Consider the following 26,826-nt stretch of genomic DNA (forward strand, 5'->3'; position numbering starts at 1 on the left):
ACAATTAGCTTTAAGGCGTGTTGAAACCAGTGGTGTTTTAACATTTTATAACATTATTGTTAGATATATAGTATGGCTGTAGAAATAGAAAGAAAATTTTTGGTGGACATGATCCAATGGGAAGCACTAAACAAACCTGCCGGTACAGTCTTTAAACAAGGATACATTTATAGCGATGAAAAGCGCACGGTACGTATCAGGGTTACCGATAAGGCGGCGTATTTAACGCTCAAAGGCAGCACAACGGGGATAAGCCGCAGCGAATTTGAATACACTATACCTATTGAAGATGGTAACGAAATATTAAGCACACTTACTGTATCCGCAATTGAAAAAGTGCGGTATGAAATTAATTATGCCGGCAAATTATGGGAGGTGGATGTTTTTAGCGGCGATAATCAGGGTTTAATCATTGCCGAAATTGAATTAGAAAGTGAAGAAGAAAATTTCGACAAACCTGAGTGGGTACTGGCCGAAGTAAGTGACGATTCCAGGTATAGTAATGCCAGTCTTTCAGTAACACCTTATCAACACTGGGATAGCGCTGGTCTATAAAACAACAAAACCCGCCGATAGGGCAGGTTTTGTTGTTTTAATATATTGTTTATTCCCAGCCAGTGCCTTTTTTAGCATTACCGGCTTTAATATGCTCTTCTGCGGTAGCTTTACCCATAATAGCTGCCATTTTATTACCATCGGCATCTTTACCGGTAGCTATATAACGGCCAGACTTGATATCGATAACTGGATCGATCATTGGAACGTTTTTAGTTTTGGTTTTTACGGAATAGGCGGTTATGCCTCCTGATTGTGCTGCCATGTTAATTCTTTTAAGTTTTAAGTGTAACTGTAATTAATTGTTTTTGTTTTACTTCCTGCCTGCTAATTAGGTAAATGAAAGGCAATTGGTTTAAGCAGGCAAGTTATGTATTTATACTTAACTAACAAATTTTATGCTAAGTTGTTAGTTATTTCCTGTAATTAAAGAATATTTCGCCGATGGGTGGTTAGCCCTTGAAGAATGATTTACTTTATTAACATAGTATCGCTTAAAAGCATCCACTTAAGAGCGGAGTAACGGAAAGCCTATGTCGGGATATACTTTTGTTGCTACCGAACTGAAGTTACTTTGATTGAATGCTTATTTAGGTGCTTAATCAAATGTATAACGGAATTATCTATTAGGTAAGAATGTGGCAACTTTTAACTTATAATTGTACAACTATTTCAGATCAACAAAAAAGCATGAAATCATACATAATTGTAATAAGCATGATAGTTTTAGCCTCATGTTCAGGGAACGGCAACAAAGGGGTTGATACTTTGGCCACTGATACCGGCAAACCAGGTAACTCAAATGCCAGCAAACTGAATACCCCGGCTCAAAACATGGAGTATTGTTTTGTACATACTGATGGTGACAGTGCACAAGATACTACTGCAATTCATTTGGTAATTAATGGCAATACAGTAAGTGGTGATATGATCTGGTTGCCTATAGATAAAGACAGACGCAAAGGAACGTTAGCCGGAACTTTAAAAGGCAATATAATCAAAGCAGTGTGGAGTTTTATGCAAGAAGGTCAAACAGACACGCTGAGGGTTGAGTTTAAGCTTTCATCGCAGCGGTTGGCGCAAAAGCCATTTGTAATAAATTTGAAAAACGGTCGGCAGCAATCTGATGCGAGGGCTGATTATACTACGGTGTATAATATGGACAACTGCAACAAGCTTAAATCCAGATAGGGTTTCCAAAGCCCTTGTTTATGTCCCGCAACTTCAACCTGGGTAGCTATACCTTTACCTTTGGATTTGCTATTGCCTAAAAGAAGTAAACTTGAAAGGATGATTACAGATGGTTTTATACAAGAAACCTGCACTTCATTGCTCATCTGTTGTTGCACAGCAGGCTAATTAGTCAGCCTGACCGATATCTTTTTTAGTATCCGCTTGTCCGATGTCTTTTTTAGTATCAGCCTGACCGATGTCTTTTTTGGTGGTAGGTTGAGTAGTTGTAGTGTCCTTTTTAGCAGGAAGGATGGTAAATGCTGATAAAGCGCCGGTAGTCAAGATTAAAGCTGCTGCTATGATTGATTTTTTCATGATCGTTATATGTTGATGGGGGTGTATATGTGTAGTATGCGTTGATTGATAAATAGTAGCTAATTAGTCAGCCTGACCGATATCTTTTTTAGTATCCGCTTGTCCGATGTCTTTTTTAGTATCAGCCTGACCGATGTCTTTTTTGGTGGTAGGTTGAGTAGTTATAGTGTCCTTTTTAGCAGGAAGGATGGTAAATGCTGATAAAGCGCCGGTAGTCAAGATTAAAGCTGCTGCTATGATTGATTTTTTCATGATCGTTATATGTTGATGGGGGTGTATATGTGTAGTATGCGTTGATTGATAAATAGTAGCTAATTAGTCAGCCTGACCGATATCTTTTTTAGTATCTGCTTGTCCAATATCTTTTTTGGTATCTGCCTGACCGATATCTTTTTTGGTGGTAGGTTGAGTAGTTGTAGTGTCCTTTTTAGCAGGAAGGATGGTAAATGCTGATAAAGCGCCGGTAGTCAAGATTAAAGCTGCTGCTATGATTGATTTTTTCATGATCGTTATATGTTGATGGGGGTTGTATATGTGTAGTATGCGTTGATTGATAAATAGTAGCTAATTAGTCGGCCTGACCGATATCTTTTTTAGTATCTGCTTGTCCAATATCCTTTTTGGTATCAGCCTGACCGATATCTTTTTTGGTGGTAGGTTGAGTGGTTGTGGTGTCCTTTTTAGCAGGAAGGATGGTGAATGCTGATAAAGCGCCGGTAGTCAAGATTAAAGCTGCTGCTATGATTGATTTTTTCATGATCGTTATATGTTGATGGGGATGTATGTGTGTAGTATGCGTTGATTGATAAATATTAGCTAATTAGTCGGCTTGACCGATATCTTTTTTAGTATCTGCTTGTCCAATATCCTTTTTGGTATCTGCCTGACCGATATCTTTTTTGGTGGTAGGCTGAGTAGTTGTGGTGTCCTTTTTAGCAGGAAGGATGGTAAATGCTGATAAAGCGCCGGTAGTTAAGATTAAAGCTGCTGCTATGATTGATTTTTTCATGATCGTTATATGTTGATGGGGATGTATGTGTGTAGTATGCGTTGATTGATAAATAGAAGCTAATTAGTCAGCCTGACCTATATCTTTTTTAGTATCTGCTTGTCCGATGTCTTTTTTAGTATCAGCCTGACCGATATCTTTTTTGGTGGTAGGTTGAGTGGTTGTGGTGTCCTTTTTAGCAGGAAGGATGGTGAATGCTGATAAAGCGCCGGTAGTCAAGATTAAAGCTGCTGCTATTAATGTTTTTTTCATGTTTGTATGTTAGTGTTTTGTGTTTTTAAAAGTGTATCTGATTATTAAATATTAGTCGGCTGTGCCAATATCTTTTCTAAAGGGAGTGGTACTATGTTCGAAAGTTAAAACAGGCTGTGGCTTTAATTCCTGCGTACATGAGATTAAGATTCCTGTGACTATGATAAGTGTCGCCGCAACAAAGATTTTTTTCATTTTTCTTAATTTCAATGGGTGTGTATTAATCTGCAATGCCAATGTCTTTCCTAATGCCCACCGATGGTTTGAGGATTACGTTTATCGCTGTAATGTTGGTTTTTTTTACACACGATGTTAAAATCCCCGAAAGCAGGATAAGGGCCGCATAGCAAATTTTTTTCATATTATTTTTGTAGCTAATTTTCGTCTGTCAATTACAATTTCTAAATTGAAAATCCTCATTAATCAAAAGCACTATACTGTGTCTGTAAGTAATGGCTTATAATTTAAAAATTGTTAGATTATATATATATTATTGCACAACATTATCGCACGGAAATTCATATAAAACCTTGTATGTCAATTATTTAACAATGCAAATATAGATATGTTTTTTAATTTTCAATAAAAAACATAAAATTTATTTTTTTTATTTTTTTCTAAATTTAATATAATCATTTATACCGCCTATTTATTTTATAACTTTCGCCAAATTTATACGTATAGAGCCCTGATGACCAAATTTTACACGCTGTTATTGCTATTGATAGTTAGTTGTTCTGTTGGTGTTAATTCTGTATTTGCGGACGTTAACCCAAGGGACACTGCTGAAGTGGTAAAGCTAAATAAACAGGCGTATGATAACCGTTATACTAATCCCGAGCAAACGGTAGCGGATGCCGGCAAAGCGCTATCATTAGCAGAAAAATTGAACTATGGCCGCGGAATAGGTGAGGCTTACCGGATTTTGGGAATTGGTAACTATTATCTTAACCAGGCTGGTAAGGCCATCGACAATTATTTAAAAGCACTTGATGTTTTCAAAGGCACACAGGATATCAGAAATCAGGCTAAGGTTCTTAATAATATAGGCAATCTTTATCTTGACAATAATAATGATAAAGCGCTCGATTACCTCAAGGAAGCGCTAAGTATAGCGCAGCGCGTGCCAGACCAAAGCTTAAAGGCCACCCTTTACATGAACATAGGTAATGTTTATTATCGTAAAAAAAGTTATACGCAGGCTCTGTCCTTTTACGATAAAAGTAACGGAATGTTTTCGGCTCTTGGCGATTCGATAAATCTGGTGCAAGTTTTACAGAATAGAGGGGTGATTTATTATAACCTGCACCAGTATGGCATGGCCGAAAAGTTACTGCTAGCAGCCAATAAAGCAGGTAAAGAGCGCGATTTAAACAAACCGGTAGCCAGTACTAATCTTACGTTAGCTGCGCTATATATTGCCGAGGGTAAGTTTGATGCCGCCAGTCAAATTGTTACTGAAGGGCAAGCGTATGCAAAGGTTTTGAAAGATGATAAATTAACTACGGACTACAATTACATTATTTACCAATTGGAGTCCAAACGTAATAATTATAAAGAGGCTTTGTATTATTTGCAACTTATTTTTAAGCAGGATAGCACAATACACATGTCCAATGAGTCTACGCAGATTACAATGTTGCAAGAGCAATTTAAACAGGCTGCCATGCAACGGGATAAAGACCTGATCATTCAACGGCAACAAAGCGACAGGATAAAATTTTGGGCGGTAACAGTAGTTGCAGGCCTTTTACTGGTTGTTATAGCTTTGCTGGTGACTAATGTAAAACGCAAGGCGAATACCAATGCTAAGCTAACTGAACTAAATGGGGAGGTATCTAAACAGAAAGATAACCTGGATAGGGTAAATCATCACCTGGAAGAAATAATAGATGAACGAACTAAGGATCTGCAGATTAAGAATAAAAAACTCTCGGAATACTCGTCTTACCTTTCGCACCAAATCCGGGGACCTATTGCGACCCTGCGAGGATTGATGAATTTGCAAAAAGAAGGTTTGGTAGATGAAAAAGAATGCATCAACATGATGGATAAATGCGTATCGGACATTGACCAAAAGATAATTGAGACGAGCGAAATGCTAAACGACACAGGTAAAACACTGTTTTAAACAGCAATTCTAATTTATAGCGGGCCAGGTGCTATGAATCTGCGCTTCGATCAGCCCCAAATACATACAGTATCGTGATATCATCTGCAAAATCAACAACTGCCGGTGACGCTGATACCCCTCTGTTTCAAACGCCAGTTTATCGTTGCCGGCTGTGACAAAAAATTGTACTTCTCCCTTACGAGGCTTAAAACGGGAACTCAACAAATCAAATGCCTTTATCTTGAGCTTGCTTTTCGGGTCGTGTATTGTTCCGTGTCTTCGGGCTTCAGCGTTGGAGATAGATATCATGTAGTTTGACATATGGCAAGTATTGATCTACTCTCCCAACACAATTATGTAACCAAATATGCTGGTTTTTTAAAATAGCATAGTGTCCAAATTAATACGAAATAAAAAGCCCTGTAATTTCACTTTGTTTAATTATGTTAATTTTTGATTAACGACATTAAACGGAGGGAAACAATAGGGCTGTCTATAAAAAAGCAACTGTTGTTTTTACCGAACAGTATTCTCTTATTGGTTATATCGAGGCTTGGTTCTTACTAAGAAGTTCTTCATAAAGCAAGATTACCTTCCGCTGCAAGTTGGTGATCTCAGTCTCACGATCCAATAATTTTTTCTGAACATTAGTTAAGCTGACATCCTGTACGCTCGGTTCTTCTACATATTCCAGCGATAGCAGATTTACAACGCTCACCTCAAAAATGTTTGCGATCTGCTCCAACCTCGAAAGATTAATGTCGGTGACACCTGTTTCTATTTTCGAAAATGCCGGAATAGAAATACCTAATCGGCTAGCTACATCCTCCTGACTCCAACCGCGTTCGTGGCGAAGTGTACGAATGTTTTTACCTGCCGACTTGTTTGTTTTCTTTTTTATAGTTTCACTCATCATGTACATAATAAATTAATTTTAGGGAAAGGGTATTGTAACTCTTAACCAAACCCAATGCCACTAATTAAAATGTGCCTTCATTGCGTTATATTAACACATAGTTAAGCGGGCGTAAAAATAAGTGTGGAATTCCTTCTACAATAAACGGGATTATTTTAATCTGTCCCATTGATTATACTCAATTTAGCAAATTTCAAAAGCAATTGTTTCTGCCCTATTTCCTTAAAGAAAATGGTTGCCTTGATATCCGGCTTGTTTCCCTCCAGGTTTATCACTTTACCGAAGCCAAAACGTTCGTGCTCAACCTGCATGCCAACTTGCAGGCCCGATGTATCTGATGGCTTAAAACCAGGGCTTGGCACATGCGCTTTTGCCAGTATAGAAGTTGTTTTGACTGGAGGCGGGGTGGTTGCCGGCTTAGGCTTGGAAAACGTATCGCCTTTGTTGGTGTCTTTACGGGTCCAGGCATTGCGTTCATCATCAAAAAAAGAACTTGAAGCTGCTGGTTTCGCAGAAAAGTCCAACTCCAGGTATTTGGCATCTATCTCGTCTAAAAACCGGCTTGGCTCACAACTAATTAGCGTACCAAATTTAAAGCGGGATGTAGCATAGCTAATGGTAAGTTTGCTTTCAGCCCGCGTTACAGCAACGTAAAACAGGCGGCGTTCTTCTTCCAGATCGCTGCGCGCATTAAGCGACATCTGCGATGGGAAAAGATTTTCTTCAAGCCCCACTACATGCACCTGCGGAAACTCCAGGCCCTTTGAGGAGTGGATGGTCATTAGCGAAACGGTGTCGGCATTCTTGTCTTTATCTTTGTCGTCATTCGTTAAAAGAGCAACGTCCTGCATGAAAATTTCAAGACCTTTTTCTTCGATATCCTCACGTTCCGAAAACTCTTTGATACCATTAAGCAGTTCCTGAATATTTTCGTAACGGTTAAGCCCTTCTACAGATTTATCTTCATAGAGGTCTTTTAGTAGACCCGAGTGCTGCGCGATATACAAAGCCGCTTCGTAAGCGCTTTGGTTTTTTGCAAGCACCTGGAAGCTTTGGATCATGGCTGCAAACGCCGCCAAAGAGGCCGGCGCTTTTTCAATATAGCGTGTTGGCTGCAGGATGATATCGAAAGGGGTAAGGTTATTTTTGTCTGCAGCTACGATAACACGGTCAACGGTGGTGTCTCCAATACCGCGCTTAGGATAATTGATAACCCGTTTTAAGGCTTCCTCATCGTTAGGGTTAAAGGTGAGTCTGAAATAGGCAATCAGGTCCTTAATCTCTTTGCGCTGGTAAAAGGATAATCCTCCATATATCTTGTAAGGAATATTAAGCTTGCGTAAAGCCTCCTCCATTGACCTTGACTGGGCGTTTGTGCGGTATAAAATGGCGAAATCGTGCCACTTCATGCCTTTGCTGCTGCGGTTTTCCATAATGGCCTCAGCCACCATTTTACCTTCTTCATTATCGCTGAAGGCGCGCATAACCTTTATTTTGTCGCCGGTTTCTTTTTCCGAGAAGACGTTTTTCTTCAGCTGCTCTTTATTATTGGCAATAATACTGTTAGCAACATTTACAATATTTTGGGTAGAGCGATAGTTCTGCTCCAGTTTAAACACTTTGAGGTCAGGATAATCCTTTTCAAAATTGAGGATATTTTGGATATTGGCCCCGCGAAAGGCGTAGATACTCTGCGCATCATCACCTACCACACAAATATTCTCGTTTACAGCAGCCAGGCGTTTTACAATTAAATATTGCGAAAAGTTGGTATCCTGGTACTCATCTACCATCAGGTATTTAAACTTATGCTGGTATTTATTCAGCACTTCGGGGTGCAGTTTAAGTAGCTCATTGGTTTTAAAAAGCAAATCATCAAAGTCCATAGCGCCTGCGCGATAGCAACGTTGGGCATAGGTTTCATAGATTTTCCCCAGCATTCCGCGTCCGCCGGAATGATCGTCTGCCTGGATCTGATCATTATTTTGATATTCCTGCCATCCCACTAAATTATTCTTAGCAGCCGAAATGCGATTATAAACAAAATTCTGACTGTACAGCTTGTCATCCAGGTTCATTTCCTTCAATATGGCACGGATAACACTTTTACTGTCGTCGGTATCATAAATGGTAAAATTATTTGGATAGCCAATTTTATCGGCCTCAACCCTCAGCAATTTGGCAAACACCGAGTGGAAAGTACCCATCCAGATATTCTTGGCTTCGGGGCCGCAAATGTGGTTAATCCGCTCGCGCATTTCGCGGGCGGCCTTGTTGGTAAACGTTAGTACCAGTATATTAAATGAATCTACCCCGCTGCGGATGAGGTGGGCAACCCGATAAGTAATAACACGTGTTTTGCCGGAACCGGCACCGGCAATAATCATCACCGGGCCCTGTATTTGTAGTACGGCCGCCTTTTGTTCGGGGTTTAACCCTTGTAAATAATCCAAATCCTTGTCCTCTTTTCTTAGAACTGCGAAATTAACGTTTTAGGCTGAAAGGGAAAGATTAAGAAAGGTAAAAAAATGTCGACAGCAGAAAGGTAGTTTCAGCATTTCTTATTTCATGGCAGATTGCCGGGCCAATGGCCTAAATTGCGCAAAAGCTGTTCGCTCAACAAATATAAACAACACCGAGCATGCGTAAACAGCCCGAACAGACCCGAACAAGCATTGCGATGAGCCCCCGACTCCCCTTGAGCGAACTTTTGATCTCCAAATTAAAAGGCAACAAGACGTTTTTACTCCTAATTACGATATACCCTATCTACACTATCATGAATATTTATGGAGCTGCGGATGACGCCATCAACGTGTACTTGTTAGTAGCCACTGTTAGTTAATGTAGTACGTTGCAACCTATTGCTCACCGCCAGATATATTACCCAGCCGAAAGGGTAGAGCCATATGATATCATTAAGTACATTCACCCAGAAGAAATCAGGGTTTAGCTTACCTATCAAAATATAATAAACCGAACCGAAAGGGCCCAGCATTTTGCCAATCCATCCCACTAAAATTAACGGCCAATACAAAACCGGGTTATGCGAAGCAAAGTAGTAGGCAATACCGTAAACACCAACCAGCATCCCAACACAGCGGAGAATAATAAGCAGGAAATCTGTAGGCAGGTTGCCAAACAGCAGGATCTGTGGATAAAGAGATATTAGCCCACCCCAAATAATATTGTATAGTGCGGCCAGCAACATGATCGTTTTGGCCAATTTTAATTTGTGGATAGTTGTCATGGCAGAAAGAGTGATATACGTTCAATCCAAAAATAAATCAAAATATTGAATTTTCAAAAATAAATGAAAGTATATCGACAAGTGTTTATATGTTCAAGCGATGAGGCTGGCTGTAGCAATTTGCAATAATTACAACTATACTTGCCTGTATTTGTACTATAACAAATATCAACACAATGAATCGTCTCGCTAACTCTACGTCCCCATATTTACTTCAACATGCCAATAACCCTGTAAACTGGTACCCATGGGGCCCGGAAGCCTTGCATAAAGCTAAAGAGGAAAATAAATTGATCCTGGTGAGTATAGGTTACTCTGCCTGCCATTGGTGCCATGTAATGGAGCATGAAAGCTTTGAGGATGAAGCTGTGGCTGCGGTGATGAATGAATATTTCGTTTGCATAAAAGTTGACCGGGAGGAACGCCCGGATGTTGACCAAATTTATATGAGCGCAGTGCAACTCATGAGCGGCCGGGGCGGCTGGCCGCTCAACTGTATCTGCCTGCCCGATCAGCGGCCGATCTATGGTGGTACTTACTTTCGCAAAAATGACTGGACAAGCCTGCTGTTTAACCTCGCGGATTTTTTTAAAACCAAACCAGAAGAAGCCGAAGACTATGCTGTGCGCTTAACCGACGGTATTAAGCAATATGAATCTGTAGCCTTTGTTCATGAGCAGCCCGAATACAGTAAAGCAGACCTCGTACCGATCATGAAAACCTGGAAACGTTATTTTGACGAGCAGGAAGGTGGTTTTGGCGGTGCACCTAAGTTCCCTATGCCGGCCAACTGGTTGTTTTTAATGCGCTATGCCCACCTGATGCAGGACGAAAGCGTGGCAGAGGTGCTGAAGCTCACCCTAAATAAAATGGCGTTCGGTGGTATTTATGATCACATTGGCGGGGGCTTTGCCCGGTACGCGGTAGATGGTGTTTGGCATGTGCCGCACTTTGAAAAAATGCTTTATGATAACGGGCAGTTACTGAGTTTGTATGCCGAAGCCTATACCTGGAATCACGATCCGCTTTATAAAACGATTGCAGATGAGATCATTGGCTTTGTGAAGCGGGAACTGACCTCACCCGAAAATGGCTTTTACTCCGCACTCGATGCAGATAGCGAGGGCAAAGAGGGTAAATTTTATATTTTTACTAAACCCGAGATAGAGGAGATCCTGGGCGATGAAGCGCAGCTTTTCTGCATTTACTATCATGTAACCGCTGCCGGTAACTGGGAAGAGGAGCACTCCAATGTGTTTTTCCGTCGGGAAAGTGACGAGGAGATGGCCGCAATCCTTGGCTTGCAGGTTAATGATTTGGTTAGCCGGATCAATGCCGCACGAGACAAGGTTTTTGAAGCCCGTAGCGCACGCGTTCATCCGGGTCTTGATAATAAAATCTTGGCATCATGGAACGGTTTGATGTTGAAAGGCCTTTGCGATGCTTACCGGGCTTTTAACGAGCCTGATTACCTGCAGTTGGCATTAAATAATGCAGATTTCCTTATCAATAACATGGTCTCTGGTGATAAGCTCCTAAGGATTTTTAAAGAACCAGTATTGCTGCCTAACGGCGATCATGAGCCGATTGCTACGTTTTTAGATGATTATGCTAATATTATCGACGCCCTGGTGGCGCTTTACGAGGTTACGTTTGATGAAAGCTGGATAACCCGGGCAAAGGGGATAGCCGATTACGCCATTCTGCATTATTATGATCAGCACATCGGGCTGTTCTACTACACGGCTGATGATGAGCAGCATCTGATAGCCCGCAAATCTGAAATTATGGATGGCGTAATTCCGGCATCCAATTCGGTAATGGCGCGGAATCTGAAAAAGTTGGGTTTGTTTTTTGATCAGGAGGAATATCAAAATATTTCTGCGCAGTTGCTGCGTAATATTGTGCCGCATTTGGCTAAATACAGCACAGCTTACCCTAACTGGACCTCGCTGTTGCTGGATGAGATCTTTGGGGTTTCCGAGGTAGCCATTACCGGCGATAACTGTGAAACGCTGCGTAAGGAGATGGAACAAAGTTACATCCCAAATAAAATAATATTGGGCGGTACAAAAGGAACATTACCTTTGCTGGCAGACAAGTTTGAAAAAAAGACGCTTATTTACATCTGTAAAAACAGAACCTGCAGCCTGCCTGTTGATAATACCTCAGATGCTTTAAAACAAATAAATAACTAAGTACTTTATATAAAATAAGCGAAACCATTGCTCATAAACTAAACAGCAATGAATTTCCGTTAATTAAATTGTTAACGAATAATCATAATAATGAAAATTGAACCCCAACATGTAGTGTCATTAACATACGATCTGTATGTGAAACAAGAAGATGGCAACGAAGGACTGGCAGAAAGTGCAACCCAGGAGCAGCCTTTAACCTTTTTGTTTGGTGCAGGCCAAATGATACCAAAATTTGAAGAACATTTAAGCACGTTATCAACCGGTGATACTTATGATTTCCGTATCGCAGCAGCAGAAGGATACGGCGAATTTGATGAAGAAGCGGTAGCTAACCTGCCTAAGGAAATGTTTAATGGTGCAGAAGTACCACAAATTGGCGAAGTATTGCCGTTACAGGATAATAATGGCAACCGTTTTCAAGGCCAGGTAGTTTCTGTTACCGAAGATTCGGTTATTGTAGATCTTAACCACCCGATGGCAGGGCAGGAGTTACACTTTAAGGGTGAGATTTTGAATGTTCGCCCGGCAAGTCCGGAAGAGCTTTCCCATGGCCACGCTCACGGGCCTGATGGTCATCACGAACACTAATAAAAAAAGATCCGCTGTGATGAACGCAGCGGATCTTTTTTTTAAAAGAAATCCAGATGCCGGTTTGGCGTGATATAAACCCTGATCAGGATCCGAGATGCTATTGCCTCGCCATTTAGCGTAGCGGGAATAAAGGTCTTATCTTCTTCGTCCGGGAAATTAATATTCATCCTGATGATATTATCCTGTACGCCATTATTAATGTGAACTTTTAAATCAGCAAGCCGCCCACCCGGACTAATCAGCATTTCTACACTGGTGGTAACTAAATTATTCATCACCTCTTCGTGCCATGCATATGCATCTGGCAAGGTAAATAGCCTTAAATAATTAAGATATCCATAATATCGTCCCCCAGTTTTTATCGGCTTGGTTACTACATCTGTAGGCTTCAATTCTTTATCAACAAAATACCGCAGATCTGAAGTGGTGTCCTCTGGTGCTTCATAGATCAATTTTTTGGCAGTGTAGTTGTAAATTTGCGTAGCACGACCTTTCGAATCAAAAAAACGCCAAATGCCTGCTTTTACATTCTTTTCGAACATGCCGGTTGCAACCACCATCTTCTTTTGATATAATGCCTGGTAAAGGCCCTCTTTTACATATTTATTGCCTTTTGGTACATGGTAAACCTCGTAAACGGAATCGGTAAGGCGGTTTTTCTTTTGCTCGGTTTCCTGTGCATAGGTAACAGTAAAAGCAAATGTGCCTATGAAAAATAGCAGGTAAGTTTTTAACACGGGTAGCTTTGGTTTATAGGTTACGTTAGTATGAATAGCTTATGGCTGGGTTTATTTTTTTTAGTGCGGCAATAAAATCGGCCTTATGCTTTGGTGAGACAATTATCGTGTCGAATTTGTTGTAAAAAATTTCAAGCCTGTCTAATGATAGTGCCGGTGAACTAATCACCGTACGAGTATCAACGATCTTTTTAATATTGGCAATCTCTATTTTTGTATCGATAAATAAACCGCACTTCACCTGTAGCAAACCATTGTCATTTACAGTGTAATAAGTGTTAAATAAAATCGGAAAATACAGCACCAACATCATTCCCAAACAAATCATCGCACCAACATAGCTACCTTTCCATAGGTATGGGCCAGCAACAGCAAGCAAAATAATCAGGGGGATATAGATTAAAATTCCTTTTTTAGACGGAAAGATTTGCTGCTGGTTTAACATGTTGTAAAAATAAAAAAAATCTTTACTCAGCCGGCCAAACCCCAGTCCGGTAACACTTATTATTGCCACCACCAACGATACTTGGCTTAATTGACGAAACATATGACCTTTGTAGTCAATTTACTTTTTAAACGCTAATGACCCAGCGCGATCAAATAAAGTGCAGCTTATCGGTTGTATAGGCAATTGTGCAAATACATTTATTAGCCATAATAAATAACCAGGATGGATGCAATTCGCGGTTGCAATTGGTAAATAATTGTGGTACAAGTCTTTGGAATTTAGGTTAGTTTAATAATCTACCCCGTGTACTGCAAATGTTGCAATAGATAAGCCGGTTAACTATAAATTTAATTACGCATTAATTTTATTAACCGATTTTTTAGGAAATATGAAAACCGATCCTTATCTTTAGTCCGTCCCCAAACAGTTGATTATAAACTCTGATTAATAAACTAACCTCCCGATACTAATGGCATTTATCCATGATGTGCTTGAACGTCCTTCCTATGGCTGGAAGGATCAAAACGGTGATCTTTCCAAACCAACCCAGGGTCAGATCTTTAAAGAATTCTTTTCCAGATTAAATATTGTTAAAACCAAAAAAAACTGGCTTTCTTTTATGAGTTGGGCTATGGTTGTAACGCTGGCCGGTTTTCTGCTACTATTCGTTTTTGCATATTTTTCTATTCAGGGCCTTGTTATCGCTTTTGTATACAGCATGATTGTTATGGGTACCCACGGTACCATATGGTATCATCGCTATTGCACCCATGGCGCTTACAAATTCAGTAATAACTTCTGGCGTTTCTTTACCCAGAATCTTACCCTAAAAATTATCCCTGAGGAGATCTATGCCATATCGCACCATGTTCACCACGCATTATCAGACCAACCCGGCGATCCTTATAACGCACAGGGCGGCTTCTTATATTGTTTTTTGGCCGATGTTAATCATCAGCCCATCAACCGTAACCTGGATGAGAAAGATTACAACCGTTGCGTTACTTTGATGAAGCATACCGGCGTTACAACCAATACTTATGCGCAATATCAAAAATGGGGTTCGGTAGCCAACCCGTTCCATACCATTTTGGGCGTTATTGCTAATTGGGCATTTTGGTTTACCGTGTTTTTTCTTATTGGCGGTCCGGGTTTAGCTTGTGCTATTTTTGGCGCAGCTGGTTTTTGGGCAGTGGGTGTTCGTACCTTTAATTACGAAGGGCATGGTAAAGGTGAAGACAAGCGCCGCGAAGGGGTTGACCACAACCGTAAGGATATGTCGGTTAATCAGCTTTGGCCAGGCTATGTAGCCGGCGAATGGCATAACAATCACCACTTGTTCCCTAAAAGCGCTCGCTCCGGCTTTAAGCCACACCAGGTTGATACCGCTTTTTATTATATTAAATTTATGAGCATGATAGGTGCTGTAAGCCACTATAAAGATTCCAAAGCGCAGTTTTTAAAAGATTATGTAAAACCGGCGTTGAAGTTAGAACCGGTTTACTGCCCGCTTACGGGTAAGCAGATTTTGGTAACAGAATAAACTGATCAATAAAAGAATAGGTGAAAGGGGCATTATTGCCCCTTTTTTATTTTGCAATTTTTCGGCTGTTAGTCTGATGCGTGAACATATGTTGTATATATCGTGCAATTATTATCCAGGCTGGCTTCAACACCTGCAAAAAATATTAGTCTTTAATTTTGGCGATCAACTTTTTGCAGGGTTGCTCATCTGTTCATATTTCTTTTACGAATTAAAACGAAAGCGATTTAGCTTTCACGGTTGCTCACCTAAAGTTGAAGAATAAGGTATCCATGCCCGTTTTTAATAAAATATGATATTAATTTAGCAACTGCTGGCTAAAGGAACGCTAAAACGTTTCTTTTTTATTCTAAACCAATTTAAGGTTTTCATTTTTCAAATGAATCGTTAACTTAGTGAGCCAATTATCTCCTAACCTATAAGTTTTATGTTTAATAAATTAGCCTGTCTTTACTCCGGGGTGCTTATAGTTATGCTGTTTGCAGGGCAGGGGTATGCCCAGGCGCAAACACTGGGTATTTTTGAAGCGAATACTGATGTAGGTCCGGTTAAGCAAAAGGGCAGCGTGAGCTACGATCCGGAAAAACAACAGTATGAGATCAGCGGATCAGGTACCAATATTTGGGCTACTGCCGATGAGTTTCATTTCGTGTGGAAAAAGGTAAAAGGAGACTTTATTTTGCGTACCAATGCAGCTTTCATAGGGAAGGGTACCGAACTGCACCGCAAATTTGGTTGGATGGTGCGCAAATCATTAGATGGTAACTCAACGCAGGTAAATGCCGTGGTACATGGCGACGGACTTACCTCACTGCAATATCGCAAAACAGCAGGCGCCGCTACCTTGGAGCAGAAATCAACGCTGACATTTGCCAACGTTATCCAGCTGGAACGCAAGGGCAATAGTTTTATGATGTCGGTTGCACGAAAAGGCGATGTTTTTGGTCCGGAAGAAAAGATTGATCTGGATTTAGGAGATGAAGTTTATGTTGGTTTGTTTGTATGCGCTCACAATGCCGATGTTACCGAAAAAGCTACTTTCAATAATGTGCGGATAATTAAGCCTGCACCATTGGATCTGTTACCGTACAAGCAATACCTCGGTAGTGCCATTGAATTACTTGATCTGGGCACACAGCATAGCCGGATTGTTTATCAATCAAAAAAATCCCTGCAGGCACCTAATTGGATGAAGAACGGCAAATCGCTTATCTATAACAGCGATGGAATGCTCTATAAATTCGATCTTGCTACGGCTACTCCCGAAGCGCTGAATACCGGCGCTGCGAAAAATAATAACAATGATCACGTGATCTCTTTTGATGGTAAAATGCTTGCAATTAGCAGCGGCGATGGCGGCCCTTCAATTGGTTATACCGTACCGGTAAATGGAGGCGAAGCTAAAATGGTTACTGCAAAAGGGGTGGGCGCATCCTACATGCATGGCTGGTCACCAGATGGTAGATTTTTAGTTTTTTGTGGTGAACGGGGGCGCGAATATGATGTTTACCGCATCCCTCAAAATGGCGGAAAAGAAGTAAGACTCACCAATAGCAAGGGGTTGGATGATGGGCCCGAATACACGCCGGATGGTAAGTATATTTACTTTAATTCGGTACGCAGCGGCCTGATGCAGGTATGGCGCATGAATGCCGATGGCACCGGCCAAACCCAAATAACCAATGATGATTACAATAACTGGTTTCCGCATATTTCACCCGATGGCAAGTGGATAGTTTACATCACATTTTTGAAAAACGAAGTTGCCCCCGGTGATCATCCGTTTTATAAACATGTTTATATCCGCGTAATGCCTGCAGGTGGTGGCCCCTCTAAAGTGATCGCTTATTTATATGGCGGGCAGGGTACTATCAACACACCTTCTTGGTCGCCAGATAGCAAACAAATTGCTTTTGTAAGTAATTCAGACCTTTTATTTCCTCAATTTCCAATAGCAAACAACTAAATCTCAAATAAACATGAATTCATCCCGCAGAAGTTTCCTTAAAAATAGTGCCATGGCAGTTACTGCTGCGGCGCTATTGCCCGATGCCCTTATGGCGGCAGTCCCCAAGATACAGCGTGTAGGCTTACAACTGTACTCCGTTCGCGATCATATGAAGACTGACCCGGCGGGTACGCTTAAAAAGCTGGCAGATATGGGCTACGTAAATGTAGAGCATGCAAATTATATAGACAGGAAGTTTTATGGCTACACCGCCAAAGATTTTAAAAAGTATCTGGATGATCTGGGCCTTAAAATGCCGAGCGGACACACCGTGATGACCACCGCCGACTGGGATGCCTCCAAAAACGATTTTACCGATAAATGGAAATACACTGTAGATGATGCCGCCACGATGGGTCAAAAATATGTGATCAGTCCGTGGATGGAAACAGAGATCCGCTCTAACCAGGAAGCCTTGAAGAAATTTATGGATCAGTTTAATAAAAGCGGTGAGCTGTGCGCCAAATCGGGCATGAAATTCGGCTACCACACCCATGAGTTTGAATTTGTGACCAAGGTTGGCGACAAAAACCTGTATGAGTATATATTGGATAATACCGATCCTAAACTGGTGATGCAGCAGCTTGATATTGGTAACATGTACAACCAGGGGCCAATAAGTGCGCTGGATTACTTGAAAAAGTATCCGGGCCGATTCGAATCTTTGCACGTTAAGGATGAGATTAAAAGCACAGCTACCGGTGAAGTAGGTACCGGATATGAAAGCACTTATCTTGGTACCGGTTTGGTGCCAGTTAAAGAGATTCTGGCACTATCTAAAAAGCAGGGCATTGGCTCGCTGGTGATCGAACATGAATCTTATCAGGGTGCAGACTCGATAGACTGTGTAAAAAAAGACTTACAAACCATGAAAAAGTGGGGTTATTAAGGGATAAAGCCTATCTTTCGTCATCCATATAAACTTACGGGATATTGCAAAAGCGATAGCCCGTAATATTTAAAAAACTAAATTATCTATAATTTGAACCATCAAATGAACCGGCGTATCGCCATCAGGAACATGGCTTTGATCTTGGGCAGCGTAGCTGTTTTACCTTCATGCTTGAATGATAAAGGCAAGCCTGTGGTGGCTTTAAAGCACCTGAAGCTGGATGCCGACCAGGAGAACGTAGTAAACAATCTCACTGAAACGATACTGCCCAAAACAAGTACCCCCGGTGCAAAGGATCTTGGCATTAATCTGTTTGTCTTTAAAATGATAGATGACTGTTTTGATCAAAAACAGCAGGACGAATTTATGGATGGCCTGAAAGAATTCAGTGCAGCGGTAGATGAAAAATATGGTAAATCTTTTAACGAATTAACGCCGCAGGAACGGGCAGCCTTTGTTACCGGGATGGAAAAACAGGCAAAGGAAAACAGGGTGAAGACCCAGGCAGCAGATTCGGCCAAGAAACCGGCGGAGCCAAACAAGGCCGAAAATTTCTACAATACTGTAAAAGGTCAAACCGTATTTGGTTACACTACATCCCAGTACTTTATGACCAAAGAGGTAGTTTACGAATTAGTGCCGGGCAGGTATAATGCCATGTTCCCGGTAAAAAAGAAGGCAACAGCATAAAATGGCTAATTTAAATATAGATAGTATAAAGGACCGTAAGTTTGATGCCATCGTTATCGGATCGGGTATGAGCGGCGGCTGGGCGGCAAAGGAGTTGGGCGACAAAGGCCTTAAAACTTTAATATTAGAGCGCGGCCGGGATGTAAAGCATCTGAAGGATTATCCTACCACCAATTTATACCCATGGGAGTTTCCGCACCACGGGGAGGTTACCGCAGAAATTCGCGAAGCCAACCCTATCGTAAACCGTTGCTATGCCTTTGGCGAAGATGCTATGCATTTTTTTGTAAAGGATAAGGAACATCCTTATGTACAGGAAAAACCGTTCGACTGGATCCGCGGGTACCAGGTGGGTGGGAAATCGTTGCTATGGGCGCGCCAAACCCAGCGGTGGAGTGATTTTGATTTTGATGGCCCGGCGCGTGATGGTTTTGCGGTTGACTGGCCTATCCGCTATGCAGACATCGCACCGTGGTACAGCTACGTGGAAAAATTTGCCGGCATCTCCGGTAATAAAGATGGACTTGCTGAATTACCTGATGGGGAATTTTTACCAGCTTTTCCGCTTAATGCAGTAGAGACATACTTCAGTAAACACGTAAAATCAAAATATCAAAACAGACATGTGATCAGCGCCCGTTGCGCGCATTTGTCAAAACCCAACCAGATCCATTTAGATCAGGGCAGGGGACAATGCCAGGAGCGTACACTGTGCCATCGGGGCTGCCCGTTTGGCGGGTACTTTAGTGCCAATTCATCAACTATTCCCTGGGCGTTAAAATCAGGGCATGTTACTTTAAGGCCGTTTTCTGTAGTAGAATCCATATTTTATGACGAACAGAAAGGAAAAGCAACAGGCGTGCGCGTTATCGACACCAATACTAAAGAAGCGATAGAATATTATGCAGACGTGATCTTCCTGAACGCAGCTGCTTTAAACAGCAACCTGGTTTTGCTTAATTCAACCTCTCACCGTTTCCCTAATGGTTTGGGTAACGATAGCGGTACCTTAGGCAAATACGTGGCTTTTCATAACTATTCGGCGCATATCAATGCCGAATACGACGGCGCAAAAGAATGGACAACCGATGGCCGTAACCCGGCTGGTGGAGGTTACATCCCGCGTTTCCGTAACGTGTATAAACAGGAAACTAATTTTTTACGCGGATATGCGGCTGGCTTTAGTGCTTACCGTTATAACCAAACAACATCAGAAGGCATTGGCGATGAGCTGAAAAACAACCTGAAAAATGATGACCTGAGCGGCTGGAAAGTAGGATCGCACATGATGGGCGAAACAATTCCAAAGGAAAGTAACTACGTAGCTTTAGATAAATCTCAGAAAGATCCCTGGGGAATCCCAAAATTAAAGATCTCGGTAGATTATGACGATAACGATGCTAAAATGAAAAAAGACTACGTAGAGCAAATGACAGAAATGTTCACTTCGGCAGGCTTTACCAATATCAAAGCATCAGTTGATAGCCGCGCTCCGGGATTGGATATCCACGAAATGGGCGGCGTCCGTATGGGAAAAGATCCGAAAACATCGATGCTTGATAAATGGCACCGATTACACGCCTGCCAAAATGTATATGTAACCGACGGAGCCAGTATGACATCAACCTCTTGCCAGAACCCGTCACTTACCTACATGGCATTTGCAGCGCGGGCGGTAGATCATTGGGTAACAAACAAGGGTAAAGCTTAAGCTCCCTAACCCCCTGAAGGGGGAACCGAGGTTGAAATGCTTCGTGCAATCAAAAAGCTCCCCCTTCAGGGGGCAGGGGGGCACTTAATGTGTATTAAAAACGCATTGAAAAAATATTTGAAAAATAATTATTATGCCTACATTAGGCGAGGTAACCAATACTAAACAAATTTATTTTAACGCAATACTATTATGTCTACAAACACTTATGACGCCATAGTCATTGGTTCGGGAATTTCTGGCGGCTGGGCTGCAAAAGAACTGAGCGAGAAGGGCTTAAAAACCATTATGCTGGAGCGCGGTAAGAATATCGAGCACATCAAAGACTATGTGAACGCGAACAAGGCGCCCTGGGAATTCCCTCACCGTGGTGGCCGTACGCAAAAGATGATTGAGGATTATCCTGTTTTAAAGCGCGACTATCCGCTTAACGAAACAAACCTGGACTATTGGGTTGATGAAAAAGAAAGCCCATATACCGAGATCAAGCGTTTTGATTGGTTTAGAGGTTACCATGTAGGTGGCCGCTCACTCATGTGGGGCCGTCAGTCATACCGTTGGCACGAAACTGATTTTGAGGCGAACGCCAAAGACGGTATCGCTGTTGACTGGCCAATCCGTTATAAAGACCTGGAAAAATGGTATGGCTACGCGGAAAAGTTTGCCGGTATCTCCGGTAACCGCGATGGTGTTCCAATTCTTCCGGATGGTGATTTTATGCCACCCATGGATATGAACGTGGTAGAAAAAGATGTTCAGAAACGATTTAAAGATTTTTACAAGGAGTCGCGCCACTTTATCATTGGCCGTACTGCAAATATCACCGTACCGCATAACAACCGTACTAACTGCCAGTATCGTAATAAATGCTGGTTAGGTTGTCCGTTTGGTGCGTACTTCAGCACACAATCTGCTACTTTGCCTGCTGCTATGGCAACCGGTAACTTAACAGTTCGTCCGTGGTCAATCGTTACCAGGATCCTTTACGATAAAGATACCAAGAAAGCTAAAGGCGTTGAGGTATTGGATGCAGAAACCAACAAAACCTACGAATTCTATGCAAAGATCGTGTTCGTTAACGCGTCAGCATTAAACAGTGCCTGGGTGTTAATGAATTCTGCAACAGATGTTTGGGAAGGCGGCTTAGGCAGCAGCAGCGGTGAACTGGGTCATAACGTAATGGATCACCACTTAGGTGTTGGTGCAGGCGGAAGAATTGAAGGATTTGAAGATAAATACTATTTCGGCCGCAGGGCAAACGGAATTTATATTCCGCGTTACCGCAACTTAGATGGCGAAAAACGCGATTACATCCGCGGCTTTGGCTACCAGGGGGGCGGAAGCCGTTCGGGATGGAGCAGGGATATTGCTGAAATGAATATCGGTGGCGACTTCAAAGATGCACTGGCAGAACCGGGTTCTTGGAGCATGGGTATGGGCGGCTTCGGCGAAACCCTGCCTTACCACGAGAATAAGATCACGCTTGACAAAACCAAGAAGGACAAGTGGGGCTTGCCAATCCTGGCGTTTGACGTTGAAGTGAAAGACAACGAGAAAAAAATGCGCGTTGACATGATGAACGATGCGGTAGAGATGCTGACAAACGCTGGTGTTAAAGATGTAAAAGGCTATACTACCGATGCGGTTTTAGGCCGCGGGATTCACGAAATGGGTACCGCCCGTATGGGTCGCGATCCAAAAACATCGGTATTGAACGAGTGGAACCAGGTTTGGGATGCCAAAAACGTGTTTGTTACGGATGGTGCAGCAATGACTTCGGCAGCTTGCCAAAATCCATCGCTTACTTATATGGCCATGACTGCGCGTGCAGCCGACTATGCTGTATCTGAATTAAAAAAAGGTAACGTTTAAATCTATTTATCCAGAAAAAACACTAATAATATGAGTGAGAAGAAAGAAGAAACTTCTGCAACTGGCACATCCAGGCGGGATTTTATAAAAAGTACTTCCTTAGCGGCGGCAGGATTTATGATCGTTCCGCGCTTTGTTTTAGGCGGTAAAGGCTACACGGCACCAAGCGATATGCTGAACGTTGCAGGTGTAGGAGCCGGCGGTAAAGGCGAAAGCGATATCGCAAATTTTGCAAAAAGTGGTAAAGCCAATATTGCTTATCTATGCGATGTAGACGACCGCCAGGCGGCAAATTCTGTAAAGCGTTTCCCAAAAGCCAAATATTATAAGGATTGGCGCGAGATGCTGGAAAAAGAAGGCAAGCACATCGATGCGGTTTCTGTTTCTACACCAGATCATACCCACGCTATTGTAGCCTTGGCTGCGATGGAGCTAGGTAAACACGTATATGTACAAAAACCTTTAACCCACGATATTTGGGAAGCACGTGAATTGACAAATGCTGCCAAAAAATATAAGGTGGTAACCCAAATGGGTAACCAGGGTGCGTCAAATGATGGTACCCGCCAAATGGCGGAATGGTTTGATGCAGGCCTTATTGGCGATGTACACACCGTTTACTGCTGGACAAACCGCCCGGTATGGCCGCAGGGAATCCAATGGCCAACTACCAAAGCCGAAATTCCAAAAGAATTAGACTGGAACCTTTGGTTAGGTACTGCCCCCCACAAAGATTATGTAGATAAATTGGTGCCCTTTAACTGGCGCGGATGGTGGGATTACGGAACCGGAGCATTAGGCGATATGGGCTGCCACCTGGTGGAAGCACCTTTCCGTGCCCTTGGGTTACAATATGTAAAAGATGTACAGGCAAGCGTAGGTACCGTTTATGTAGATTCGTTTAAACGTGGTAGTTTCCCTGAAAGCTGTCCTCCATCAAGCCATATTACCCTTACATTCCCTAAGACTAACAAAACTAAAGGTGATGTAACACTTCACTGGATGGACGGCGGAATTCAGCCGGAAAGACCTGAAGAATTAGGTGCAGACGAAAAATGGGGTGGTGAAGAAGGTAACGGAACGTTATTCATAGGCACCAAAGGTAAAATGTATGCCAGCACTTATTCTGATGCAGCTACTTTACTGCCAAGAGGACGTAACCAGGGTGCTAATGTACCGAAGAAATATGCCCGTGTACCTGATGGTGCAAATGGCCATTACAAACAATGGGTTGAGGCTTGTTTAGCTGGCTATGGTAAAATGGAAGTAAGCTCTCCTTTTGAAATAGCTGGCCCGCTTACCGAAGCGCTGCTGATGGCTAACCTTGCGGTTCGTGGTCATGATATCGTGCCTAAGGGACGCCCTGAAGGTGTTAAGTTACTTTGGGATAACAACGCGATGAAAGTAACCAACTTTGACGAAGTTAACCGCTTTGTTAAACGTGATTACGCTAAGTTTTAATTCAGTAGTTCATTAATTCAATAATTAATAAAATGAATAGAAGAGACGCATTAGGCAGGGTTGGTTTAATCCTGGGCGGAACCATAATCGGTGCCGAATTTTTTCTATCGGGCTGTAAACCCGGCAGTTCCATCAATACAGATGACCTTTCCACGCCGGAAACCACTGCATTTTTAGATGAGGTGGGGGAAACCATCTTACCGGAAACTAAAACACCGGGTGCTAAAGCTGCCAAAATAGGCGCCTTTATGGCCTTGATGGTTAAAGATTGCTACGCAGCCGATGACCAGAAGGTGTTTAAAGAAGGTATATCTAAATTAGATGAAGCCAGCAGTAAAAAATTCAGTAAGAAATTTATGGAGGCTACGCCTGCGCAGCGCACCGAACTTTTAACTGAGTTAGACAAAGAAGCTAAGGAGTACGCAACCAAAAAAGGCAAGGACGCAGAGGAAGATAAGGCTAAGCATAAAGACGATAAGGACTACAAAGCTCCAAATGTGCCAAATCACTACTTTACCATGTTGAAACAATTAACCATTTTGGGTTATTTTACGTCAGAAGTTGGTGCGACTAAAGCGCTGCGTTATGTGCCGGTACCAGGCAAGTACGTGGGTGATTTCCCGTACAAAAAAGGCGACCACGCCTGGGCTTTGTCATAAAGAACAGCCAGTTTAAAAGCCTCTTCGCCAACCAGCGAAAAGGCTTTTAATTTTTAATTTAACACTATATTTTAAGTAACCGGCTTTAAAGGCGGTTGCTTAATCTTGTAATATCCAGCATAAAATAATGAGTAAGAGAAAATTGCGCATGGGCATGATCGGCGGCGGTAGAGATGCCTTTATTGGCGCTATTCACCGCATTGCCGCTAACATGGATGGCCAGATAGAACTGGTTTGTGGTGCACTGAGTGTAAATCCGGAAGTTGCCAAAGAGAGTGGCCGGATGCTTTTCCTGGAAGAAGACCGTATCTATACCTCTTTTGATGCACTTTTTAAGGCCGAGGCACAAATGCCTGAAGATAAACGGATGGATTTTGTAACCATCGTAACGCCAAATTTTGCCCACTTTGCCCCGGCAATGCAAGCTTTGGAAAACGGCTTTAACGTAGTGGTTGAAAAACCAGTAACCTTTACGCTGGAAGAAGCACAGCAGTTGAAAGCCAAGGTGGAGGAAACCGGCCTGATGCTTTTATTGACCCATACCTACGCGGGCTACCCGATGGTAAAAGAAGCCAAAGCAATTGTGAATAGCGGCAAGCTGGGTAAAGTGCGTAAAATTTATGTTGAATATATCCAGGGCTGGCTGAGCCGCTTATCCGAGCGTGAAGGCAATGCACAGGCCTCATGGCGTACCGACCCTTCAAAATCAGGTAAAAGTGGTTGCATGGGCGATATTGGTACCCATGCGGCGCACCTGGCAGAATATATTTCCGGGTTGAAGATCACCCAACTCAATGCGTCTTTAAACATCGTTGTTGAAGGCCGCATGCTGGATGACGATGGTGCTGTTCTGCTTCGTTTTGAAGAAGGTGCTACCGGTGTTCTAACCGCATCACAGGTTGCTGCCGGTGAAGAAAACGCATTGAAGATTCGTGTTTATGGCGAAAATGGCAGCCTGGAATGGGCCCAGATGGAACCTAATACGCTAACCGTTAAATGGTTGGATAAGCCGGCTGAGACTTTGCGCGCAGGCAGCGGGTATACCGACAGATTATCACCTTATGCTACGCATAATTGCCGCACACCAGGAGGCCACCCTGAGGGTTACCTGGAAGCATTTGCAAATTTGTACCGCAACTTTGCTTTAACGCTGAGCGCTAAAATTGAAGGAGTAGAACCGAAGGCAGAATGGCTTGATTTCCCGGGAATAGAAGAAGGGATCCGTGGCATGGCCTTTATCAACAATGTTGTCGCTTCCAACGCGAGCGATCAAAAGTGGACCGATTACGTTATCTAATAAATATGAATACCATAAAAGGACCGGCAATATTTTTAGCACAATTTATAGGCAACGACGCGCCGTTTAATGATCTCAGCTCCATATGCAAATGGGCTGCAGGCTTAGGTTACAAAGGCGTACAGCTTCCTACAAACGATGCCCGATTTATTGATCTGCAGAAAGCTGCCGAAAGTAAAACCTATGCCGACGAAATAAAAGGGATAGTAAATGAAGCAGGGTTAGAGATAACCGAATTATCTACGCATTTACAGGGGCAGTTGGTCGCTGTAAACCCGGCTTACGATTCTTTGTTCGACGCATTTGCGCCGGATGCATATAAGAATAACCCGGCTGAAAGGCAAAAGTGGGCGGTACAGCAATTGAAATATGCTGCACAAGCCTCACAAAATTTAGGATTGAACGCACACGTAACCTTTAGCGGTGCACTGATCTGGCAAACGGTTTATCCATGGCCACAGCGCCCCGCCGGTTTGGTGGATACTGCTTTTACTGAACTGGCTAAACGCTGGGAACCGATTTTAAATGTTTTCGATGAGAACGGTGTCGATCTGTGCTATGAGATCCACCCGGGTGAGGATCTGCATGATGGCATCACGTATGAAATGTTTCTTGAAAAAGTGAATAATCATAAGCGTGCCTGCTTGCTTTATGATCCATCGCACTTTGTATTGCAGGCACTTGATTACCTGGAATACATTGATATTTACCACGAGCGTATAAAAATGTTCCACGTTAAAGATGCCGAATTTAACCCAACCGGCAGGCAGGGTGTTTACGGCGGTTACCAGGATTGGATCAACCGCGCGGGCCGTTTCCGTTCTTTGGGCGATGGGCAGGTTGATTTTAAAAGTATCTTTAGTAAATTAACACAATACGATTACAAAGGCTGGGCAGTATTGGAATGGGAATGTGCATTAAAACATCCGGAAGACGGCGCAAGAGAAGGTGCGCAGTTCATCAAGGATCACATCATCCGCGTTACCGACCGTACCTTTGATGATTTTGCCGCTTCGGGCGCAGATGATGCCTGGAACCGCAAGCTCCTCGGTATTGATTAATTAGCAATGCAA

At 42.5% G+C, this 26,826-nt stretch carries 28 protein-coding genes; 15 read left to right on the top strand and 13 right to left on the bottom strand.

From position 1 onward, the window contains the following. Positions 1-72: 72 nt before the first annotated feature. Positions 73-555, top strand: coding sequence for an adenylate cyclase (locus A0256_12485; protein AMR32180.1), 483 nt, complete (start codon positions 73-75; stop codon positions 553-555). A 49-nt stretch (positions 556-604) separates the two neighbouring features. Here the strand turns inward: A0256_12485 and A0256_12490 are convergent, their stop codons facing one another. Beyond that, positions 605-820, bottom strand: coding sequence for a hypothetical protein (locus A0256_12490; protein ID AMR32181.1), 216 nt, complete (start codon positions 818-820; stop codon positions 605-607). A 371-nt stretch (positions 821-1,191) separates the two neighbouring features. On the opposite strand from A0256_12490, the gene A0256_12495 reads away from it, so the two are divergent. Continuing rightward, on the top strand, positions 1,192-1,746 hold the full coding sequence (locus A0256_12495) for a hypothetical protein (protein ID AMR32182.1): 555 nt from the start codon (positions 1,192-1,194) through the stop codon (positions 1,744-1,746). Between the two features lie 168 nt (positions 1,747-1,914). On the opposite strand, the gene A0256_12500 is transcribed toward A0256_12495, so the two are convergent. From A0256_12500 to A0256_12525, 6 genes are all read right to left on the bottom strand, one after another. Continuing rightward, positions 1,915-2,103 carry a hypothetical protein gene (locus tag A0256_12500; protein AMR32183.1) on the bottom strand — a complete coding sequence of 63 codons (189 nt, stop codon included), beginning with the start codon at positions 2,101-2,103 and terminating at the stop codon, positions 1,915-1,917. A gap of 63 nt (positions 2,104-2,166) precedes the next feature. Beyond that, entirely contained in the window at positions 2,167-2,355 is a 189-nt protein-coding gene (locus A0256_12505) for a hypothetical protein (protein ID AMR32184.1), read from the bottom strand. Between the two features lie 63 nt (positions 2,356-2,418). Then, a complete protein-coding gene (locus A0256_12510) occupies positions 2,419-2,607 on the bottom strand; it encodes a hypothetical protein (protein AMR32185.1) in 189 nt (62 codons plus the stop codon). Positions 2,608-2,671: 64 nt separating this feature from the next. Then, the gene (locus tag A0256_12515) at positions 2,672-2,860 is read right to left on the bottom strand and encodes a hypothetical protein (GenBank protein ID AMR32186.1); all 189 of its coding nucleotides are present in this window, start codon (positions 2,858-2,860) and stop codon (positions 2,672-2,674) included. Between the two features lie 63 nt (positions 2,861-2,923). Next, positions 2,924-3,112 (bottom strand): hypothetical protein, encoded by a 189-nt coding sequence (locus A0256_12520; GenBank protein AMR32187.1) that lies wholly within the window; start codon positions 3,110-3,112, stop codon positions 2,924-2,926. A gap of 63 nt (positions 3,113-3,175) precedes the next feature. Next, on the bottom strand, positions 3,176-3,364 hold the full coding sequence (locus tag A0256_12525) for a hypothetical protein (GenBank protein ID AMR32188.1): 189 nt from the start codon (positions 3,362-3,364) through the stop codon (positions 3,176-3,178). A 691-nt stretch (positions 3,365-4,055) separates the two neighbouring features. Between A0256_12525 and A0256_12530 the strand changes: the two genes are divergently transcribed. Further along, complete coding sequence (locus A0256_12530; protein AMR32189.1) at positions 4,056-5,495, top strand: hypothetical protein; 1,440 nt, start codon at positions 4,056-4,058, stop codon at positions 5,493-5,495. Between the two features lie 9 nt (positions 5,496-5,504). Here the strand turns inward: A0256_12530 and A0256_12535 are convergent, their stop codons facing one another. From A0256_12535 to A0256_12550, 4 genes are all read right to left on the bottom strand, one after another. Next, the gene (locus A0256_12535; GenBank protein AMR32190.1) at positions 5,505-5,786 is read right to left on the bottom strand and encodes a hypothetical protein; all 282 of its coding nucleotides are present in this window, start codon (positions 5,784-5,786) and stop codon (positions 5,505-5,507) included. Positions 5,787-6,018: 232 nt separating this feature from the next. Further along, positions 6,019-6,390: a transcriptional regulator gene (locus A0256_12540; protein ID AMR34532.1), complete on the bottom strand. Its 372-nt coding sequence runs from the start codon at positions 6,388-6,390 to the stop codon at positions 6,019-6,021. 158 nt (positions 6,391-6,548) lie between these two features. Then, positions 6,549-8,846 (bottom strand): ATP-dependent DNA helicase, encoded by a 2,298-nt coding sequence (locus A0256_12545; protein AMR32191.1) that lies wholly within the window; start codon positions 8,844-8,846, stop codon positions 6,549-6,551. 371 nt (positions 8,847-9,217) lie between these two features. Then, positions 9,218-9,604, bottom strand: coding sequence for a hypothetical protein (locus A0256_12550; protein ID AMR34533.1), 387 nt, complete (start codon positions 9,602-9,604; stop codon positions 9,218-9,220). Between the two features lie 215 nt (positions 9,605-9,819). Between A0256_12550 and A0256_12555 the strand changes: the two genes are divergently transcribed. After that, on the top strand, positions 9,820-11,841 hold the full coding sequence (locus A0256_12555) for a thioredoxin (GenBank protein ID AMR32192.1): 2,022 nt from the start codon (positions 9,820-9,822) through the stop codon (positions 11,839-11,841). 90 nt (positions 11,842-11,931) lie between these two features. Beyond that, positions 11,932-12,432, top strand: a complete 501-nt coding sequence (locus A0256_12560) for a peptidylprolyl isomerase (GenBank protein AMR32193.1) — start codon at positions 11,932-11,934, stop codon at positions 12,430-12,432. Between the two features lie 41 nt (positions 12,433-12,473). Here A0256_12560 and A0256_12565 read toward each other — a convergent pair whose 3' ends face one another. Together A0256_12565 and A0256_12570 are read right to left on the bottom strand one after the other, a co-directional pair. Further along, complete coding sequence (locus A0256_12565) at positions 12,474-13,172, bottom strand: hypothetical protein (GenBank protein AMR32194.1); 699 nt, start codon at positions 13,170-13,172, stop codon at positions 12,474-12,476. 25 nt (positions 13,173-13,197) lie between these two features. Beyond that, complete coding sequence (locus A0256_12570) at positions 13,198-13,719, bottom strand: hypothetical protein (GenBank protein ID AMR32195.1); 522 nt, start codon at positions 13,717-13,719, stop codon at positions 13,198-13,200. A 370-nt stretch (positions 13,720-14,089) separates the two neighbouring features. On the opposite strand from A0256_12570, the gene A0256_12575 reads away from it, so the two are divergent. From A0256_12575 to A0256_12620, 10 genes are all read left to right on the top strand, one after another. Beyond that, the gene (locus A0256_12575) at positions 14,090-15,163 is read left to right on the top strand and encodes a fatty acid desaturase (protein AMR32196.1); all 1,074 of its coding nucleotides are present in this window, start codon (positions 14,090-14,092) and stop codon (positions 15,161-15,163) included. A 472-nt stretch (positions 15,164-15,635) separates the two neighbouring features. After that, positions 15,636-17,129, top strand: a complete 1,494-nt coding sequence (locus A0256_12580) for a biopolymer transporter TolR (protein ID AMR32197.1) — start codon at positions 15,636-15,638, stop codon at positions 17,127-17,129. Positions 17,130-17,142: 13 nt separating this feature from the next. Beyond that, positions 17,143-18,060 (top strand): xylose isomerase, encoded by a 918-nt coding sequence (locus A0256_12585; GenBank protein AMR32198.1) that lies wholly within the window; start codon positions 17,143-17,145, stop codon positions 18,058-18,060. Positions 18,061-18,165: 105 nt separating this feature from the next. After that, positions 18,166-18,753, top strand: coding sequence for a hypothetical protein (locus A0256_12590; GenBank protein ID AMR32199.1), 588 nt, complete (start codon positions 18,166-18,168; stop codon positions 18,751-18,753). Position 18,754: 1 nt separating this feature from the next. Next, on the top strand, positions 18,755-20,464 hold the full coding sequence (locus tag A0256_12595) for a GMC family oxidoreductase (protein ID AMR32200.1): 1,710 nt from the start codon (positions 18,755-18,757) through the stop codon (positions 20,462-20,464). A 192-nt stretch (positions 20,465-20,656) separates the two neighbouring features. Beyond that, positions 20,657-22,336, top strand: a complete 1,680-nt coding sequence (locus A0256_12600; GenBank protein AMR32201.1) for a GMC family oxidoreductase — start codon at positions 20,657-20,659, stop codon at positions 22,334-22,336. Positions 22,337-22,366: 30 nt separating this feature from the next. Beyond that, positions 22,367-23,797: an oxidoreductase gene (locus A0256_12605; protein AMR32202.1), complete on the top strand. Its 1,431-nt coding sequence runs from the start codon at positions 22,367-22,369 to the stop codon at positions 23,795-23,797. Between the two features lie 32 nt (positions 23,798-23,829). Further along, positions 23,830-24,456, top strand: a complete 627-nt coding sequence (locus tag A0256_12610) for a twin-arginine translocation pathway signal protein (protein ID AMR32203.1) — start codon at positions 23,830-23,832, stop codon at positions 24,454-24,456. A 127-nt stretch (positions 24,457-24,583) separates the two neighbouring features. Next, positions 24,584-25,753, top strand: coding sequence for an oxidoreductase (locus A0256_12615; protein ID AMR32204.1), 1,170 nt, complete (start codon positions 24,584-24,586; stop codon positions 25,751-25,753). Positions 25,754-25,758: 5 nt separating this feature from the next. Continuing rightward, positions 25,759-26,814: an AP endonuclease gene (locus A0256_12620; protein AMR32205.1), complete on the top strand. Its 1,056-nt coding sequence runs from the start codon at positions 25,759-25,761 to the stop codon at positions 26,812-26,814. Positions 26,815-26,826: the final 12 nt, after the last annotated feature.

The sequence above is a fragment of the Mucilaginibacter sp. PAMC 26640 genome (assembly GCA_001596135.1).
Taxonomy (GTDB): Bacteria; Bacteroidota; Bacteroidia; order Sphingobacteriales; family Sphingobacteriaceae; genus Mucilaginibacter.